We start from the raw sequence: 18,482 nt of genomic DNA on the forward strand, positions 1-18,482 counted from the left end.
TCGATTCACCAGACCTCGCCCCGCGGTCCCGGGCGTCCGGGGGCCTCTCGCCCGAGGTCGGCGCCCTGGCCCTCCCCGGGGACGTAGGGCGTGTACCAGCCCTCGGGCGGCGGCGGAGGCCGCCAGCCCTCCTCGTACCCGGCCGGGGACGGTTCGAGATCCTCCAGCGGATCGGCCGCGCGGCGCCCGGCGACGGGCACCTCGGCCGGCCTCGCGACGAGGGTCTCGCCGCCGTGTTCGCCGGCCGGCGCGCCGGTCAGGATGGGCGTGCCGTCGTAGGGGGTGGATCCCACGCTGGAGGCGGTGAGGAGCGGATCGGCGGTGCGGCGGGCCTGCCTGCCGTGCTTGGGCCCCATCCAGCCGAGCCGGCTGGGCAGGGTGAACCCGCTGATCAGGCCGCCGATCAGGACCAGGGCGGCGCCGAGCACCAGGCCGGACGCGGTGCCGTGGCGGAACGCCTCCAGGGCCTTGGCGTCGGCGCCCTCCTGGGGGACGTCGTGGATCAGCAGCCCGACGATGGCGATGCCGAACGCGCCCGACACCTCGCGGATGACGTTGAGGATGCCGCTGGCGACGCCCGCCTGGTCCTCGGGGACGGCCTTGAGGACGTACATGGCCAGCGGCATGCCCATCGCCGCGCCGACCCCGACGATCATGACGCCGGGCATCAGGTCGGCGAAGCCGTCGCCGCGCTGGAGGGTGGAGAACAGGAACATGCCGAGGGCCATCAGTGCCATCCCGCCGCCGATGGCGGGACGGGGGCCGATCTTGCCGGCCAGCCAGAACGCGACCGGGGTCATCACCATGATGGCGAGGGAGGGGGGCAGCATGACCAGGCCGGCCTCGGGCGGGGAGAAGTCGAGGAAGCGTTGCAGGAAGGTGGCCGAGTAGAAGATCATCCCGTTGAAGCCGATGCCGTAGAGCATCTGGGAGAGCAGGCCGCCGACGAACACCCGGTTGCGGAAGAAGCCCAGGTTGATCATCGGGTCCGGGGCCCAGGTCTCGACCACCAGGAAGCAGGCCAGGGCGATCACGGCCAGGGCGAAGACGGCGAGCACCGACGGCTCGGTCCAGCCGTACTTGCGGCCGGCCTCCAGGCCGTAGGCCAGGGCGAAGACCAGGGTGGCGGAGATCAGCACGCCGGGCAGGTCGACCCGGGAGTTCCTGTTCTCGCCCTTGGCGGTCAGCACGACCAGGCCGAGCAGGATGACCAGGATCCCCGGCACGATGTTGATCAGGAAGATCCAGCCCCAGTGCCACTGCTGGACGATGAGGCCGCCGATGGTGGGGCCGAGGGCGGTGGCGGCCGAGCCCGCGCCGACCCAGACGATGGTGCCGAGGGACCGCTGCTTGTCGGTGCGGCCGACGGTCACCATGACCAGGGTGGCGGGCAGCGCCAGCGCGGCGCCCGCGCCCTGGGTGACGCGGGCGAGGATCAGCACGGAGTCGTCGGGGGCCAGGCCGCAGACCGCGGACGCGGCGGTGAAGACGGCCATGCCCGAGGTGAAGGTGACGCGGCAGCCGTAGACGTCGGTGAGCCGGCCGCCCGCGATCATCAGGCAGGAGAACATCAGGATGTAGCCGGTGGCGACCCAGTCCTTGGCCGAGTTGGACATGTCGAGGTCGCGCATGATGGTGGGCAGCGCGTTGGCGACCACCGTGTTGTCCATGGTGATCATGAACGCGCTGACGGCCACGACCGCCAGTGCCCATCGGTATCGGCCCCGGGTCACGTGACTGCGCGGGGTGAAGTCCCCGCAGGGAAATCCACCGCTTCCCCCTAAAAGAAGTAGTGGGTATTGTTACGATTCGTTGGTATCCCGTTACACGTTCCCGACTCAGGGCCGAGGTACCTCACTATCCCATCAGCCCACATTGGCCACTCCCGAGTCTTGTCATCACCGTGACAAGTGCCCGGCGAGAATAGTGGTCTGGATGCGCATCGTGAGCCGGTCAAAGTAGGACAAGGTGGTCCCTCCGCCGAACGATCCTGGTCTCACTGGGGGAGCCGACCGCATGCAGAGCAACGATCGTTCCGGAGCCGCGCAGGACGCGCAGGACCGGACGCGGATCAGTGAGGACGCGATCCGCCGGCACCTGATCGAGCAGATCGCGCTCCGCTCCCGCACCGCCGTCGCCGCCATCGACCCCGACCGGCCCCTCGAAGAGTTCGGGCTCGCCTCGCGCGACGCCGTCGCCATCGCCGGCGACCTCGAGCAGATGCTGGACCGCGCGCTGCCCGCCACCCTGGTGTGGGAGCACCCGACGATCAACAAGCTCTCCGTCGCGCTGTCGGGCGGCACCCCCGAGGCCGAGGCGCCGGCCCCCGCCGCCGCGCGGGCGGGCACTCCTGACGAGCCCATCGCCGTCATCGGCGTCGGCTGCCGCTTCCCCGGCGGTGACCGCGACCTCACCGGCCCGGACGACTACTGGCGCTTCCTGACCGGTCGCGGCGACGCGGTCCGCGAGGTCCCGGACGGCCGCTGGGACCCCTTCGACGACGGCTCCCCCGAGGTCGGCGACCTGCTCGCCCGGACGACGCGGCTCGGCGGCTTCCTGCGCGACGTCGCCGAGTTCGACGCCGGGTTCTTCGGCATCACCCCGCGCGAGGCCGCGGTCATGGACCCGCAGCAGCGGCTGGTGCTGGAGGTGGCCTGGGAGGCGTTTGAGCACGCGGGCATCGGCCCGGTGTCGCTGCGCGGCAGCCGCACCGGCGTGTTCGTCGGGGTGTCGGCGCCCGAGTACGCGGCCTTCACCGCGTCCGACCTGGCCGCGCTGGAGCCGTTCACCGCGACCGGCGCCGCGCTCAGCATCATCGCCAACCGGCTGTCGTACCTGCTCGACCTGCGCGGCCCGAGCATGATCGTCGACACCGCCTGCTCGTCGTCGCTGGTCTCCACGCACCTGGCGGTGCAGGCGCTGCGCCGGGGCGAGGCCGACGTGGCGCTCGCGGGCGGCGTGAACGTGCTGCTGTCGCCGACCGTGACGATGACCTTCGACCTGGCGGGCGGCACCGCCGCCGACGGCCGCTGCAAGCCCTTCGACGCGTCCGCAGACGGCATGGTCCGCGCCGAGGGCTGCGGCGCGGTGGTCCTCAAGCGGCTGTCGGACGCGATGCGCGACGGCGACCGGGTGCTGGCCGTGGTGCGGGGGTCGGGCGTCAACTCCGACGGCCGGTCCAACGGCCTGGTCGCGCCCAACTCCGAAGCGCAGCGCGCGCTGCTGCGCGACGTCTACGCCGCCGCGGGCGTCGGCACGGGCGAGGTCGACTACATCGAGGCGCACGGCACCGGCACGTTCCTCGGCGACCCGATCGAGGCGAAGGCGGTCGGCGAGGTGCTGGGCGCAGGCTCGGGCCGCACCGGCGACGAGCCGCTGCTGATCGGCTCGGCCAAGTCCAACCTCGGGCACATGGAGTCGGCGTCGGGTGTCGCCGGGCTGATCAAGACCGTGCTGGCCCTGCACCACCGGACGATCCCGCCGACCGCGCACTACAAGGAACCCAACCCGCACATCCCGTTCGACGAGCTGCGGCTGAGCGTGGTCGGCGAGGAGACGCCGTGGCCCGACCGGGGCCACCCGGCGCGGGCGGGCGTGTCCGGTTTCGGATTCGGCGGGACGAACGCGCACGTCCTGCTGGAGGAGGCGCCGGCGCCGCTGGTGCGCGCCGCCGAACCGGCCGCCGTCCGCACCTACCCGCTGGCCGACACCAGCGCCGAGCGGATCCGCGACCATGCCGCGCTGCTGGCCGGCTGGCTTCCCGAGCGCGACGGCGTGGCGCTCGCCGACCTCGCCCTGACCCTGCACCGCCGCGCCGGACGCGGCCGGGCCCGCGCCTCGGTGTCCGCGCGCGACCGCGACGGGCTGGTCGAGGGACTCACCGCGCTCGCCGAGGGCCGTCCGCACCAGGGCGTGGTGTCGGGCACCGCGCTCGGCGTCCCCGGCCGTCCGGCCTGGGTGTTCTCCGGGTACGGGGCGCAGCGGCCCGGCATGGCGCGGCGGCTCCTGGAGGAGGAGCCCGCGTTCGCCGAGGCCATCGACGACATCGACACGCTGTTCGCCGAGGAGGGCGGCCCCGCGCTGTGGGCGCTGCTGGAGTCCGGCGAGAAGCTGGAGGGCGGCCCGGCCGAGGTGATGCCGGTGCTGTTCGCCGTGCAGCTCGGCCTGGCCCGGATGTGGCGAGCCTACGGCGTCACGCCCGGCGCGGTGATCGGCCATTCGATGGGCGAGGTCGCCGCCGCGGTCGTCGCGGGCGCGCTCAGCCTGGAGGACGGCGTCAAGGTCATCTGCCGCCGGTCCCGGCTGCTGACCCGGCTCGTCGGCGGCGGCTCGATGGCGGTACTCGGCGCGTCCGCCGCCGAGGTCGAGCGGCTCGCCCGCGACCTGCCCGAGGTGTACGCGGCGGTGCACTCCTCGCCGAAGCAGACGGTCGTCACCGGCGACGCCGGCCAGATCGCCCGGATCGTGGAACGGGCCGAGGCCGAGGGCCGGCTCGCCCGCATGGTGCAGGCCGAGGGCGCGGGCCATTCGCCGCAGGTCGATCCGCTGCTGCCGAGCCTGCGCGAGCTGCTCGCCGACGTGGGCGCCGAGCCCGGCACGCCGCTGGCCGACGGGATCGAGTACTACACCACCGCCCTCGACGACCCCCGTGCGTTCCTCCGCCGCCCGGCCTCCGGCGGGGCGCCGCTGGGCGCCGCGTACTGGGCCGCGAACCTGCGCAACCCAGTGCGGCTCACCGGCGCGGTGGCGGCGGCGTCCGAGGACGGCTTCCGGACGTTCGTCGAGATCAACGCGCACCCGATCCTCGCGCACGGGGTCGGCGAGACGCTGGACGGGTCCGGCGCGCTGGTCACGCACACGCTCAAGCGGGCGCCCAAAGGGCAGGAGACCGACGACACCCTCACCTTCCACGCGCAGCTCGGCGCGCTGGCCGCGCACGGGCACGCCGCCCGGGCCCCGGCCGGCGGCGCGGTGACCGACGTGCCGCAGTCGCCGTGGCGGCACGAGCGGCACTGGATCGACACCTCCCGGCGCTCGTCCGGCGCCGGGCGCGACGAGCACCCGCTGCTGGGCGCGCACGTCGAGCTGCCCGGCGAGGACCGGCACGCCTGGCGCGCCGACGTCGGCACCGCCGCGCGGCCGTGGCCCGCCGACGCGAGGGTGCACGGGCTGGCCGTGCTGCCCGTCGCGGCGTTCGCCGAGATGGCGCTCGCCGCCGGGGCCGCGGCGCTCGGCACCGAGGCCGTCCGCGTCAACAGCCTGTGGATCGAGCGCCCGCTCGCGCTCGCCGAGCACACCACCGTGACCACCACGTTCACCGAGGCCGAGCAGCGGGTGGAGATCCACGCGCGCACCCCGGCCGGAACCTGGACCCGGCTGGCCAGCGCCGATGTGGGCGCCGACCACCGCGGCCCGGCCGTCCCGCTCCAGGGCCCGGCCACCGAGGTCGCGGGCGCCGAGCGGGGCAGCCGGCACTACCGGCTGCACCCCGAGGTCATCGGCCGCTGCCTGGCCCTGCTGTCGACCGAGGCCGAGGCGGTCGCCGGGCCCGCCGGGCCCGCCGCGTCCGGGAGCGGCGGCGCGGCGGTGTGGCTGGCCGAGTCGATCGGCAGCCTGCGCGTGTACGGGCCGACCCACCGCGGCGGGCACGTCCGCGCCGAGATCGTCCAGGACGACGGCGAGATGATCGGCTCGATCCGGCTGCTGGACGGCGACGGCGAGGTCCTCGCCGAGGCCACCGGCATCGTGCTGTGCCGCACCGAGCGCGCCGACGTCCCGGTGCCGCTGGCCGACAAGCTCGTCGAGCTGGTCTGGGACGAGACCGCCGAGCCCGGGTCCGCCGTCGCGGCCGGCACCTGGCTGCTGCTCTCCGACGACGACGACGCCCTCGCCCGCGCCACCGCGGCGGGCCTGGCGGAGCGCGGGCACCGCGTCGTCCGGCACCGGCTCACCGGCCGTCCGCCGGACGGGCACCCCGAGATGGACGGACCGATCGCCGGCGTCGTGCTGGTGCCGTCCGCCGACCTCGTCGACGAGGCGCTGGTCCTCGCCGTCGCGGGCGTCAGCCGGTCGCTGCCCGACGGGCCCCGGCTGTGGGTGGCGACCCGCCGCGCGCTGCCGGTGCGGGCCGGCGAGGCGGGCGAGCCCGGCCAGGGCTGCGTCCGCGCGATCACCCGCGTGCTGGCGTTCGAGCGCACCGTGCAGCGCGCCACCCTGGTCGACGTCGAGGGCCCGGCCGACCTGGTCGCCGAGCTGCTCGGCGACGGCGACGCCCGCGAGGTCGCCTGGCGCGGCGGCGTCCGCCACGTCGCGCGCCTCGCCCAGGCGTCCCTCACCGCGGCGCCGTCCGCGGCCTTCGCGCCGTCCGCGCCCGAGACCCGTGGCGGGTCCGCCGCTTCTGCCGCCGCGAGCGGCGGACCCGCCACGTCCACCCCCGCGAGGCCGCGCCGGATCGTGCGCCGCGGCGCCGCGTACGTGATCACCGGCGGGTACGGCGGGATCGGCCTGGTCACCGCCCGGCTGCTCGCCGAGCGCGGCGCGGGCCGCATCGTGCTGTCGGGCCGGTCCGGCCCGGACGCGGGCGCCGAGAAGGCCATCGCCCGGCTCCGCGAGGACGGCGTCGACGTCGGTGTCGTCCTCGGCGACATCGCCGACCCGGGCGTGGCCGAACGGCTGGTCCGGGCGGCGGGCGAGGGCGGGCTCCGGCTGCGCGGCGTGCTGCACGGCGCGGGCGCGATCGACGACCGGCTCATCGGCGACCTCGGCGCGGACGACCTGCACCGGGTGTGGCGGGCCAAGGTCGAGGGCGCGCGGCGGCTCAGCACCGCCACCTGGGACCTCGATCTCGACTGGTTCGTCCTGCACTCGTCGGCCGCCGCGCTGCTCGGCTCGCCCGGCCAGGCCGCCTACGCCGCCGCCAACGCCGCGCTCGACGGGCTGGCCGCCTACCGGCGGGCGGGCGGACGGGCCGGCAGCACCGTCAACTGGGGCACCTGGTCGCGGGTCGGCGGCGCCGCCGAGCTCCGCGTCGCGGTGCTCGACCCGATCAGCCCGGCCGAGGGCGCCGAGGCACTGGAGGCGCTGCTCGCCCACGACCGGCCCGCCACCGGCGTGCTGCGCTTCGACCCCGCCGCCGCGGTGGGGCTGTTCCCCGAGATCCGCCGGATGCCCTACTTCGCGGCCCTGACCGAGGCCGCCGCCGCGCCCGACGAGGGCGGCACCGCGGGCGACTGGCCGGGTGCCGAGGCGCTCGGCGAGTACGACCCCGCCACCGCGCGGCGGCTGATCGCGGCGCAGGTCCGGCACCGGATCGCCGCCGTGCTCGGCTTCGAGCCGGACCGGCTCGACCCGGCCGTCCCGCTCACCGAGCTCGGCCTGGACTCGCTGATCGCGGTGCGGATCAAGAGCGGCGTCGAGCACGACCTCGGGCTGACCGTCCCGGCGTCGGTGCTGCTCCAGGGCGCCAGCGTCAACGTGTTCGAGGAGTGGGCGGCGGGCGAGCTGGGCCTCGCCGGGGCGCGCGCGCCCGAGGCCGCCGCCGTGTCCAACGCCGAGGCCGGCTACGTGATGCCGCGCGACGACGCCGAGCGGCTCGCGGTCCGCGTCTTCGAGGACGTGCTCGGCCTCGACCGGGTCGGCGTCACCGCCGACTTCTTCGCCGAGCTGGGCGGCCAGGACCACCAGGCCGACGCCGTGCTCGCGGCGGTCGCCGCCGAACTCGGCGGGACCACGGTCCCGGTCGGGATCACCCGCGACGAGCTGTTCGCGACGGCGACCGCCGAGCACGTCGCCGAGTTCCTGCGCGCGGCCGACGAGGAGGCCGCGCGGCAGACCGTCCGTCCGCTCAAGGACACCGGCGGCCGGCGCCCGATCTTCATCGCGCATCCGGCCGGCGGCACCACCGCCTGCTACCGGCAGCTCGTCGACCTGCTCGGCGCCGACCAGCCGGTGTACGGCCTCGAGCGGTTCGAGGACGCGCCGCCGGTCGAGGAGCGCGCCGCCCGCTACGTCGAGCACCTCCTCCGGGCGCAGCCCGAGGGCGCGTTCCGGCTCGGCGGCTGGTCGTTCGGCGGGGTGCTCGCCTACGAGACGGCCCGGCAGCTCACCGCCGCCGGACGCGAGGTCGAGTTCGTCGCGCTGTTCGACGCGGGCCTGCCGCTCGACGTCGACGACGAGTCCGACACCCTCGCCCGCCGCTTCTCCGCGTTCGCCGACTACGTCAACCAGACGTACGGCCTGGACGTGACCCTCACCTTCGAGGAGCTGTCCGGGCTGGACGAGGAGGCGCAGTTCGCGCTGGTGATGGAGCGCGCCGCGCCGCTGGCCGACCACATCCCGCCGGCCGCGCTCACCCACCAGCTCACCTCGCACCAGGACACCCGCTCCCTGGAGGCGTACCGGCCCGGCCCGTACGCCGGGCGCGTCATCCTCTACCACGCGCCGGAGGAGACGCCGTGGTCGGTGAAGGACGCCCGTTACGTGCTCGACGGGACCAACGGCTTCGGCGGGCTCTGCTCCGACCTGGAGATCGTCACGATCCCCGGGGCGCACCACCTCAACCTGCTCGACCCGCCGGGCGTGGAGGCCCTTGCCGCGCACCTGGAGGGCAGTCTCGCCGCCGGCGGACGGTCGTCGGAGGCCGGCGGCGCGCACAGGAGGAACGGCCTCTCCTCCGTCCCGATCTCCGAGGCCCGTCCCGCCTCCCGCCCCCTACCGGCCCGCTGAGGGCCCGACCTCGTCCCCGCGTCGCAGGAGGAGTCCCATGTCCCCGTCCGTCCAGTCCCACGAGCTGCTCGACGCCGTCAGGTCCGGCGCCACCGGACCGGAACTCCAGGACATCGATCTGCCCGGCAGCTTCCGCGCCGCCTACACGCTGAAGAACGAGGTGGGCATCTTCGACGGGCAGGCCGACAAGGACGTGCGCCGCTCCCTGCACGTCGGCGAGGTCGACATGCCCGAGCTCGCCCCGGACGAGTGCGTGGTCGCGGTGATGGCGGCGGCGATCAACTTCAACACCGTCTGGTCGGCGATCTTCGAGCCGATCCCGACGTTCGCGTTCCTGGAGAAGTTCGGCCGGCAGGGCTGGCACGGCGCCCGGCACGACCTGCCCTACCACGTCCTCGGCTCGGACGCCGCGGGCGTCGTCGTCCGCACGGGCTCGGGAGTGAAGCGCTGGAAGGCCGGCGACAAGGTCGTCGTCTCCCCGTCCTACGTGGACGAGGAGGACCACGGGTCCTACGACGACGGGATGATGAGCGAGACGCAGCTCGCCTGGGGTTTCGAGACCAACTTCGGCGCGCTCGGCGAGTACTGCATCGTCAAGGCCAACCAGCTCGTGCACAAGCCCGCGCACCTGTCCTGGGAGGAGGCCGGCTCCAACACGCTGTGCGCCGCCACCGCGTACCGGATGCTGGTCGGCTCGCACGGCGCCCGGATGAAGCAGGGCGACGTGGTGCTGGTCTGGGGCGCCAGCGGCGGCCTCGGCTCGTACGCGACGCAGCTCGTCAAGAACGGCGGCGGCATCCCGGTCGGCGTGGTCTCCTCCGCGGAGAAGGCCGAACTGGTCCGGGCCCAGGGCTGCGAGCACGTCATCAACCGCAGCGAGCTGGACCTCGGCGAGCAGGGGCTGCGGCATCCGAAGGCGGGCCGGATGCTCGGCGAGGCGATCCGGCGGCTGGTCGGCGAGGACCCCGGGATCGTCTTCGAGTACCTCGGCCGCGAGACCTTCGGCGCCTCGGTGTACGTCGCCAAGCGCGGCGGCAAGATCGTCACCTGCGGTTCGTCCACCGGCTACAAGCACGAGTACGACAACCGGTTCCTGTGGATGCGGCTCAAGAGCATCATCGGCTCGCACGGCTTCAACTACCACGAGGCCGTCGAGGTCAACCGGCTGATCGGCCTCGGCATGATCCACCCGACGCTGTCGGCGGTGTTCCCGCTGGACGGGGCCGCCGAGGCGACCCGCGCGGTGCAGACCAACCAGCACACCGGCAAGGTCGCCGTGCTCTGCGGCGCCACGGCCGAGGGACAGGGCGTCGACGACCCGGCGATGCGCGAGCGCATCGGCGAGGACAAGCTCAACCTCTACCGCTCCTGAGCCGCGGCGGGCCGGTGAGGGCACCGGCCCGCCGTGGTCGACTCCGGCCATGCCCCGGACTTCCCGGTCGAATTCCACGGGCCCTCCAGGAGCGCGCCGAGAAATAGGTTTTTAGTCGCCATATGTCGATGATTGACCTATGGTGGGCGCATGGCATCGACAACGATGCAGGAGCCCACGTTGCTCCTGCTCACCGCACTGGCCGACGCGCCACGTCATGGATACGCGCTCATCAAAGAGGTCGACGCGATCTCCTCGGGGCGGGTCAAGCTCCGGACGGGAACGCTGTATGCCGCGTTGTCCCGCCTCCAGCAGCAAGGCTGGGTCCAGGTCTCGGGCGAGGAGGTCGTCGACGGGCGGCACCGCCGCTACTACGCGCTGACCGGCGCGGGTGCCGACGCGTTGGCCACGGAGGCGGAACGGCTGCGGGCCACGGCCCAGGAGGCGGACCGCCGCCTGCGGTTGCGGCTGGGAGGGGCGACGGCATGACAAGGCTCATCCGGTTCGTCGTCCGCCTGCACCCCAAGGTCGATCGCGCCGAGATCACCAGCACGTTGCAGGACACGCTCGCCGAGCAAGGGCGCGCCTCGGCCGCACGCGAGCTGGCCGACCTCGCCGCTCACGGCCTCCGGCAGCGCACGGGCCTGACGGCCGCGTCCCCTGCGGGTGCCCTGCTGGCTTCGGTGGCTCCCCTGGCCACGGCATCGGCCGTGGCCCTGTCCAGCCTGTTCCTTCTTTTCGCGGAATGGGATTGGAAACCCAACCCGTACGGACGCAATCCGTCCGTCGACCATCTCGGCCCGTTCGACACGCTGGGTCCCATCGCCTACTTCATGTGGCTGCTCGTGTCCTTGGCGGCGCTTCGTGGCCGCGGAGGCGCGGTCCGTCTCCTGGCCGCGGTGGCGGTCGTCGCCACGCTCGTGATCGTTCCCCTTGCGTCGTTCACCGGCGTGGATCGGCCGCCGCTGTATCTGCTGAGCGCCTTGTCGCTGTTCGGGGTGATCGTGCTGGCGGCGCCGGTGGATCCGCTGAGGCGGCCGACGCGGGACCGGCGGACGTTGGCGACGGGCACCGCGGCCGTCTTCCTGATCCTGACGATCTTCGTCCTCGGCTACGGAGAGGCGTTCTCGGGCGCGGCTCGCCCTCTCTGGTATCGCGATGGGTCCACCGGGCCCATGGGAGTCATGGTCGAGTGCTCCCTGGTCGTCGCGCTTGTGGCCTCCGTCCTGTGCCTACGGCTGAACCGCAGGCTCCCCCTCACGGTCGCCGTGGTGGGACTCCCCTGGGTGGTGTTCGCCCTCGGCACGGGGGCCCGCCCCGGGTCGTTTACTGCGGCCGTCCTCTCCGGGGCCGGTCTCATCGCACTCGGCCTGGTGACGGGAGCGATCACTCTGGCGCATCACGTGGGACGCCGCCGCACCATCCAGCCCAACGACACCGACTGAGCCCCGCGATGGAGATGCTGATGGGGGCGCTGCAGACGGTGGCAGTCTTCGCCCTCCTCGCCGCGGTGCTGCGCCTGATCTTCTGGATCGAAGACCGGCTCCATCGTGCCGATGCGCGGTCAGCCCGAGATCAAACAGGCGTACGGGGGCGTCGCGCCCAACGGGGCCCACGCTCCCGCCACATAACGTCCGCCGTCTCGTGCGGGACGCGCCCCCCACCCCGAGAGTCCCCGCCCTCCCCGATTCGAGGGGCCGGGTAGGCGGGGGTGTGGGGTGGGGCCGGATGGCGCCGCATCTCGTATGAGAGCGCCCGAACGATCGGCAGGCCTCTGTCGGCCGTAGCGCTCCGAAAAGGTGGGGGAGCGTGGTCGCGCTGTAACATCTCGTCATTCCCCCGGCCGAATCTGGTCTTCTATCGACCTGGACTTTGCGCCCGGACGCCAGTGAGGGTCATCATTTTTCCCACATGCCCAACATAAGTAAGTAATTACCCCTCGTGTCCGGCGCGCAACACAGGGGGAAGGGAAGGGCCACGTGGCGGACGAGGGACCCATCTCACAAGGCCGGCCCTGGGCGGAGCTGCCCCGGGAGCTCGCCGATCACATGCGGCCCCATCTCGACGCGGTGGCCGACGACATGATCCAGGAGATCCAGGCGCGGGTGCGCGAGTACGATCGGCCCGGCGACGGTTCCTACTCCGGCACGCTCCGGCTGGCGGTCGAGCGCGTGCTGCACTATTTCGTCGACCGGGTGGCCGACCCCGGCCACGAGCTGACCTCGGTGAACGACTTCTTCCGCGCGATCGGCCGCGGCGAGGCCGGCGAGGGCCGCAGCCTGGACGCGATGCAGACCGCGATGCGGGTCGGCGGCATGATCGCCTGGCGGCGGATCGCGGAGGGCGCGGCCAACGAGGACGTGTCGTCGCGGATGCTCGGCGCGGTCGGGGAGGCCCTGCTGATGTTCCAGGACGAGCTGGCCGCCGCCGCGGCCGAGGGGTTCGCGCAGGCCAAGGCCGCCGTCGCGGGGGAGATGCAGCGCCGCCGCCAGCGGCTGCTCGAACTGCTGCTGTCGGACCCGCCGGCCGCGCCCGAGGCCATCGCCGACCTGGCCGCCGCCGCGCACTGGCCGGTCCCGCGGACCATCGCGGCCGTCGCCCTCGGCCGCCAGGACGCCCGGCAGTCGGCGTTCCCGCCCGACATCCTCGCCGACCTCACCCGCCGCACCCCGAGCCTGATCGTCCCCGACCCGGACGGGCCCGGCCGCGCCAAGCTGGTCGACCGGGCGCTGAGCGGCACCCTCGCCGTCGTCGGCCCGACCGTCCCGCTCGCCGAGGCGGGCCGGTCCAGCGCGTGGGCCCGCAAGACGCTCGGCCTGGTCCGGCGCGGCGTGATCGAGGCCGACACCGGCGTGATCCGCAGCGTCGAGCACATGTCCACGCTGATCCTGTTCCAGGACGAGGATCTGATCACCTCGCTGGCCGCGCTGCGGCTGGAGCCGCTGGCCCACCTGCGGGCCAGCCAGCAGGACCGGCTGGCCGAGACCCTGCTGGCCTGGCTCCAGTCCGGCCGCAACGCCAACGAGGTCGCGATGCGGCTGCACGTCCACCCGCAGACGGTCCGCTACCGCCTCCGCCAGCTCGAGGAGCTGTTCGGCGACCAGCTCCTGGACCCCGACCTGCGCTTCGACCTGGAGATCGTGCTCCGCGCCCGCGCGCTGCTGGCCGACAACCCGGGCGAGCACCTGATCCCGCCGGCGCGCGAGGCCGTCGGCGACTCCGCGGAGATCGTCTCCTTCCGCCGCTCCTGAGCACCGGCGCGTCCGGCGGGGCGCCGGTGCTCAGGTCCTTCAGCCGGGCGCCCGGCACGGTGCGGACGCCACGGGGCGGCGGTGCAGCACGGCGCGGGCGTCGTGCCGCGCCAGGTTGGCGGCCAGGCCGGGCTCGTCGCGGGTGAGCCGGTAGGCGATCTCCCGCAGGGCGCAGGAGCGCTGCGGCTCCGGCAGCCGGTCGAGCGCCGGGACGGCGTCGGCCGACAGCCCGCTCAGGTAGCCGAGGTCGATCCGGCCGGTGTGCTCGAAGCGGGAGACGTCGCGTTCGGCGATGAACGCGTCGGGGTTCAGGACGGCGAGGCCGATGAACGCCGCCGCGCCGCTCGCCGCGACCGCGCGCGGCAGCCAGGACGCCTTGAACGTGGCGCCGGCCGCCGCGACCATCACCACGACCAGGCCGAGCCAGAGCTCGAAGGCGTGCACCCAGAGCCGCAGCCGGGTCCAGCCGGAGTTCTCCTCGTACAGGTAGAGGCGGCGGAGCGCGACCGCGACGACGACCAGCGTCAGCGCGCACAGCAGGCCGAGCAGGGTGCGGACGAGGGCCCGGTCGCGGCGGGTGCCGAGGGGCGCGTAGCGGACCGCGAACGCGACGACCGCGAGGACCAGGACGGTCACGATGACGAGCTGGAAGAAGCCCTGCCGCGCGTACTCGGCGTAGGTGAGGCCGGTCGAGCGCAGCACCTCGTCCCGGTCGGATGCCAGCAGCACGTTCGCCTGGATCGCGCAGAACGCGAAGAAGAGCAGGTCGAGCGCGGCGATCGGCACCGCCCAGGTCCAGCGGCCCGCCGGGGCCGGCCGGGACGGGGCGAGGACGCGCAGCGGCGGCGGGGCCATCGCGAGCGACGTGAGGGCGAGCGCGAGGAAGGCCGTACCCGCGCCCGTGACGATCCGCCACGTTTGCGCGGCGGGGGAGACGTCGGGGACCAGGCCCTTGGCCAGGTCGCCGAACGCGGCGTCGGCGTTGGCGAACAGCCCGCCGAACACCAGCAGCAGCGCGCCCGCGATCAGCCCGGTGCGGACGATCGGCCCGAGCCGGAAGCGCCCGGACGTGACGGTGCCGCGGACGCCCCGCGCGACCCACGGCGCCGCGTGGGGGAGCACGAACGGCAGGACCAGCCCGCCGCCGATCACCTCGGTCCAGGTCCGTCCGCCCGTGACCCCGTAGGCGGCGACAGGCAGGGCGAGCAGCACGCCGAGCCCGACCACCCAGGGCGAGTCGCGGAACGCGGCGAGCGCGGCGAGTGCCAGCGCCAGCAGGCAGAAGGCCAGCCCGGTGCGGTTGATCCTGGATCGGCCGCGCGGGTCGCGGGCGGTGCGGCGGCCGGGGGCGGCCACGATCCGTCCGGCCGACAACGCGGCGGGCAGCGCCACGCAGGCGATCGCCACGGCGGCGAGGACGAGGTTGAGGCCGTTGTGGAGGGCGCCGTCCCTCCAGCCGCCGCCGAGGGCGACGACTCCGACGGCCCCGGCGGCGAGCACGCCTCCGAGCAGGGCGGGGGAGAACGGCCGTGCGGGGTCGTGCCACTTCTCGAAGAGGCGGTCCACCAGGACCGGGGTGAGCCTGATGGGCTCGGGCAGCCCGTTCGGGCGCAGCGGCGGCGTCGCGCTCGCCGCCGGGCCGGGACGGCCGGGGGGCGGGGTGTTGATCACGTCGATTCTCCAGGGGTCGGGGGGATGGCGACCCGGATGCGGCAGCCGCGGGGCGTGTCGACGACGTGGATGTCGCCGCCGTGCAGGTCGACCGCCCAGCGGGCGATGGCGAGGCCCAGTCCGGTGCCGCCGTCGGGGGTGGCGTGCGCGGCGGCGCCGCGCGAGAAGCGTTCGAAGACGCGGTCCCGTTCGCTCGGCGGGATGCCCGGCCCTTCGTCGGACACCTCCAGGACGAGCCCGCGGAGTCCGCCGGGCGGCTCGCCCCCGGGCGCGTCGCCTCCGCGGAGCCGGTCGGGCAGAGGGCGGGCGGTGACGGTGACGGGACGGTCCGGCGGGCTGTGCCGGGCGGCGTTGTCGAGCAGGTTGGCCAGGACCTGGTGCAGCCGGTCGCGGTCGCCGAGCGCGTGCAGCCCGGCGGGCACGTCGACGTCGAAGCGCGCCCCGGGGTGCCCGGCGGCGGCCTCGGCGGTGACGTCGGCGACGAACGCCGTGATGTCGATCCGGCCGGTCTGGAGCGCGACCGCACCGGCGTCCACCCGGGACAGGTCCAGGAGCTGGGTGACCAGGCGGCCGAGCCGGTCGGTCTGCTCGACGGCCGATTCGAGCACCTCGGGCGTCGCCGGGGTGACGCCGTCGGCGACGTTCTCCAGGACGGCCCGCAGCGCGCTGATCGGGGTGCGCAGCTCGTGCGAGACGTTGGCGACGAACTCGCGCCGCTGCCGGTCGACCTCGGCGAGGTCGGTGGCCATCCGGTTGAACGCGTGGGCCAGCTCGCCCACCTCGTCCCGGGAGGTCGCGCGCACCCGGCGGCTGTAGTCGCCGCGGGCCATCGCCCTGGCCGCCGCGGTCATCTCGCGCAGCGGCGCGGTCATGCCGTGCGCGATGAGCTGCATCACGCCGAGCGAGATGAACATCCCGACGGGCAGCGTCTGCCGCGCCCGGAAGCCGAGCAGGTAGCCCCACAGCACGATGAGGGTCGCGGTGCACGCGGTCACCGCCGCGACCACGCCGAACTTGACCTTGATCGAGCGCAGCGGGTCGAGCGGCCGGGGCAGCTTCGCCCACAGGTCGTGGAAGACCCTCACGGCGCCGTCTCCAGGCAGTAGCCGACGCCGTGCACGGTGCGGATCAGGCCGGAGCCGAGCTTGCGGCGCAGCGCCTTGACATGGCTGTCGACCACCCGCGTGCCGGACGCGTCCGCCCAGTCCCACACCTGTTCGAGCAGCACCGCCCGGGTCAGCACCGCGCCCCGGTTGCGGGCCAGGCAGCCCAGCAGGTCGAACTCGGTCGGGGTGAGGTGCACCTCCCGGCCGTCGCGGCGGACCCGCCGCGCCCGCGCGTCGATCTCCAGCGGGCCGACGCGCAGCGGGCCGGGGGCGGGGCTCGCGGCCGGACGGTCGACGCGGCGCAGCACCGCGCGGATGCGGGCGACCAGCTCGCGCATGCTGAACGGCTTGGTGACGTAGTCGTCGGCGCCCACGCCGAGGCCGACGAGCATGTCGGTCTCGTCGTCCCGGGCGGTGAGCATCAGCACCGGCACCTGCCGCTCGGCCTGGACGCGGCGGCACACCTCCAGCCCGTCGAAGCCCGGCAGCATGACGTCGAGCACGATGAGGCCCGGCTCGTACTCGCGGGCCAGCTCGACCGCCGCGGGGCCGTCCGCGGCGACCCGCACCGCGAAGCCCTCGGCGGTGAGCCGGGCCGCGACCTCCTGCGCGATCGTAGGCTCGTCCTCGACGACCAGGATGCGCTGCTCGTTCGCTGTCACGAGCCCGACTCTAGGAGCGCGGTGCGGATGGTCCGAGCGTGGTTTGTGTGGTTTGTGTGAAGACCGCGGGCCCCGGGCGGGCCGCGCGTCAGGGCCCGATCGGCCAGGTGTGGACGGGCTCGTTGGTGTCCATGTGCTCGACGTAGCCGCGCGTCATCAGCCGCAGCGCCTCGTGCCGATCGGCGCCGGACGACTTCTCGATCGCGTCGACGGTCCCGATCTGCCAGGCCGCGCCGGTCCGTCCGGTCACGCAGCGCCGTTCGATGATGCCGAGCAGCCGGTCACGGCGGGCCGGGTCGACGCCCCAGCGGTCGAGCCCCTCGTAGGCCAGCGGCAGCAGCCTGCGCAGGATGAGCTCGGCGGCGGGCACGTCGCCCATCCCTGGCCAGTAGAGCGTGGACTCCATGCCGTTCCGGGCGGCGCGGTGCAGGTTCTCCTCGGCGGTGGCGAACGACAGGCGGCTCCAGACGGGACGCTCCTCCTCCACGAGCATCCGGACGACGCCGTAGTAGAACGCGCCGTTGGCGATGACGTCGGCGATGGTCGGACCGGCCGGGAGCACGCGGTTCTCCACACGCAGATGGGGACGCCCGTTCACCACCGCGTAGATCGGACGGTTCCAGCGGTAGACCGTGCCGTTGTGCAGCGACAGCTCGCCGAGCTCAGGGATGCCGCCCTCCTCCAGAACCTCCAGCGGATCCTCGTCATCGCACAGCGGCAGCAGCGACGGGAAGTAGCGGGCGTTCTCCTCGAACAGGTCGAACACCGAGGTGATCCACCGTTCCCCGAACCACACCCGGGGCCGCACGCCCTGCGCCTTCAGCTCGTCCGGCCGGGTGTCGGTGGCCTGCTCGAACAGCGTGATCCGGCTCTCGTGCCACAGCCGGTGGCCGAACAGGAACGGCGAGTTGGCCGCCATCGCGACCTGCGCACCGGCGATCGCCTGCGCCGCGTTCCAGTAGGGGGCGAACTCCTCCGGGCTGACCTGCAAATGGAACTGGACGCTGGTGCACGCCGCCTCGGGCATGATGCAGTCGGTGTGCAGGCGCAGCGGTTCGGGTCCGTCGATCGCGATGTGCAGCTCCTCGCCGCGCGCCGCGACGATCTGGTCGTTGAGCATCCGGTACCGCGCGTTGGACGACAGGGTCTCCTCACCGAGGTCGGTGCGGCGCAGCGTCGGCAGCACGCCGATCATCACCAGCCGCCCGCCGACCTCGCGGGCCCGGTCGTCGGCGTGCGCGAGCTGCGCGGCGACCTCGGTCTCCAGTTCGCCGGCGCCCTCGCCGCCCAGCTCGCGCGGCGGGATATTGATCTCCAGGTTGAACTGGCCCAGCTCGGTGGCCCAGGCCGGATCGGCGATCGCCTTGAGCACGTCGGCGTTGCGCATGAGCGGGTCGCCCAGCGCGTCGATCAGGTTGAGCTCGACCTCCAGTCCGATGTGCGGGCGGTCGAACTCGAACTGTGACTCGCCCAGCATGCGGGCCAGCACGTCCAGGCAGCGCCGCACCTTGTCGCGGTAGCGGCGCCGGTCCTCGCCACTGATGGTCACCGGGGACACGTCCCTGCCCATGCGTCCATCCCAGTACTTAGAGGGAACCGTCACAAAACGGATGTCCAGTCCGAGGCCGGCGGAAACCCGGAGCCGTTTATCGGGCGAGCCGATATGTGACCGGCCGGTAGCGTAGGTCGGATCCGA

The 18,482-nt window shown here is 73.9% G+C and carries 10 protein-coding genes; 5 read left to right on the plus strand and 5 right to left on the minus strand.

The genetic code is table 11. From position 1 onward, the window contains the following. Positions 1-5: 5 nt before the first annotated feature. Positions 6-1,697: an MFS transporter gene (locus OHA34_RS24785; protein WP_329519052.1), complete on the minus strand. Its 1,692-nt coding sequence runs from the start codon at positions 1,695-1,697 to the stop codon at positions 6-8. Positions 1,698-2,016: 319 nt separating this feature from the next. On the opposite strand from OHA34_RS24785, the gene OHA34_RS24790 reads away from it, so the two are divergent. The 5 genes from OHA34_RS24790 to OHA34_RS24810 all read left to right on the plus strand — a co-directional run bounded on the left by OHA34_RS24790 (position 2,017) and on the right by OHA34_RS24810 (position 13,347). Beyond that, complete coding sequence (locus tag OHA34_RS24790; protein WP_329519053.1) at positions 2,017-8,724, plus strand: SDR family NAD(P)-dependent oxidoreductase; 6,708 nt, start codon at positions 2,017-2,019, stop codon at positions 8,722-8,724. 37 nt (positions 8,725-8,761) lie between these two features. Continuing rightward, positions 8,762-10,096 carry a crotonyl-CoA carboxylase/reductase gene (gene ccrA, locus OHA34_RS24795; RefSeq protein WP_285939267.1) on the plus strand — a complete coding sequence of 445 codons (1,335 nt, stop codon included), beginning with the start codon at positions 8,762-8,764 and terminating at the stop codon, positions 10,094-10,096. Between the two features lie 150 nt (positions 10,097-10,246). Then, on the plus strand, positions 10,247-10,585 hold the full coding sequence (locus tag OHA34_RS24800; RefSeq protein ID WP_285939266.1) for a PadR family transcriptional regulator: 339 nt from the start codon (positions 10,247-10,249) through the stop codon (positions 10,583-10,585). Next, the gene (locus OHA34_RS24805) at positions 10,582-11,541 is read left to right on the plus strand and encodes a hypothetical protein (protein ID WP_329519054.1); all 960 of its coding nucleotides are present in this window, start codon (positions 10,582-10,584) and stop codon (positions 11,539-11,541) included. The genes OHA34_RS24800 and OHA34_RS24805 overlap by 4 nt, the downstream gene beginning before the upstream one ends. 534 nt (positions 11,542-12,075) lie before the next feature. Then, a complete protein-coding gene (locus OHA34_RS24810; protein WP_285939264.1) occupies positions 12,076-13,347 on the plus strand; it encodes a helix-turn-helix domain-containing protein in 1,272 nt (423 codons plus the stop codon). A gap of 39 nt (positions 13,348-13,386) precedes the next feature. On the opposite strand, the gene OHA34_RS24815 is transcribed toward OHA34_RS24810, so the two are convergent. The 4 genes from OHA34_RS24815 to OHA34_RS24830 all read right to left on the minus strand — a co-directional run bounded on the left by OHA34_RS24815 (position 13,387) and on the right by OHA34_RS24830 (position 18,356). Then, positions 13,387-15,018 (minus strand): DUF4153 domain-containing protein, encoded by a 1,632-nt coding sequence (locus OHA34_RS24815; RefSeq protein ID WP_329519055.1) that lies wholly within the window; start codon positions 15,016-15,018, stop codon positions 13,387-13,389. Beyond that, complete coding sequence (locus tag OHA34_RS24820) at positions 15,015-16,103, minus strand: sensor histidine kinase (protein ID WP_285939262.1); 1,089 nt, start codon at positions 16,101-16,103, stop codon at positions 15,015-15,017. Before OHA34_RS24820 ends, OHA34_RS24815 begins: the two co-directional genes overlap by 4 nt. Beyond that, positions 16,100-16,786, minus strand: a complete 687-nt coding sequence (locus tag OHA34_RS24825; protein WP_285939260.1) for a response regulator transcription factor — start codon at positions 16,784-16,786, stop codon at positions 16,100-16,102. Before OHA34_RS24825 ends, OHA34_RS24820 begins: the two co-directional genes overlap by 4 nt. An 88-nt stretch (positions 16,787-16,874) precedes the next feature. Further along, positions 16,875-18,356 (minus strand): glutamate--cysteine ligase, encoded by a 1,482-nt coding sequence (locus OHA34_RS24830; protein ID WP_285939259.1) that lies wholly within the window; start codon positions 18,354-18,356, stop codon positions 16,875-16,877. Positions 18,357-18,482: the final 126 nt, after the last annotated feature.

The sequence above is a fragment of the Spirillospora sp. NBC_01491 genome, from assembly GCF_036227065.1.
Classification (GTDB): domain Bacteria; phylum Actinomycetota; class Actinomycetes; order Streptosporangiales; family Streptosporangiaceae; genus Spirillospora; species Spirillospora xylanilytica.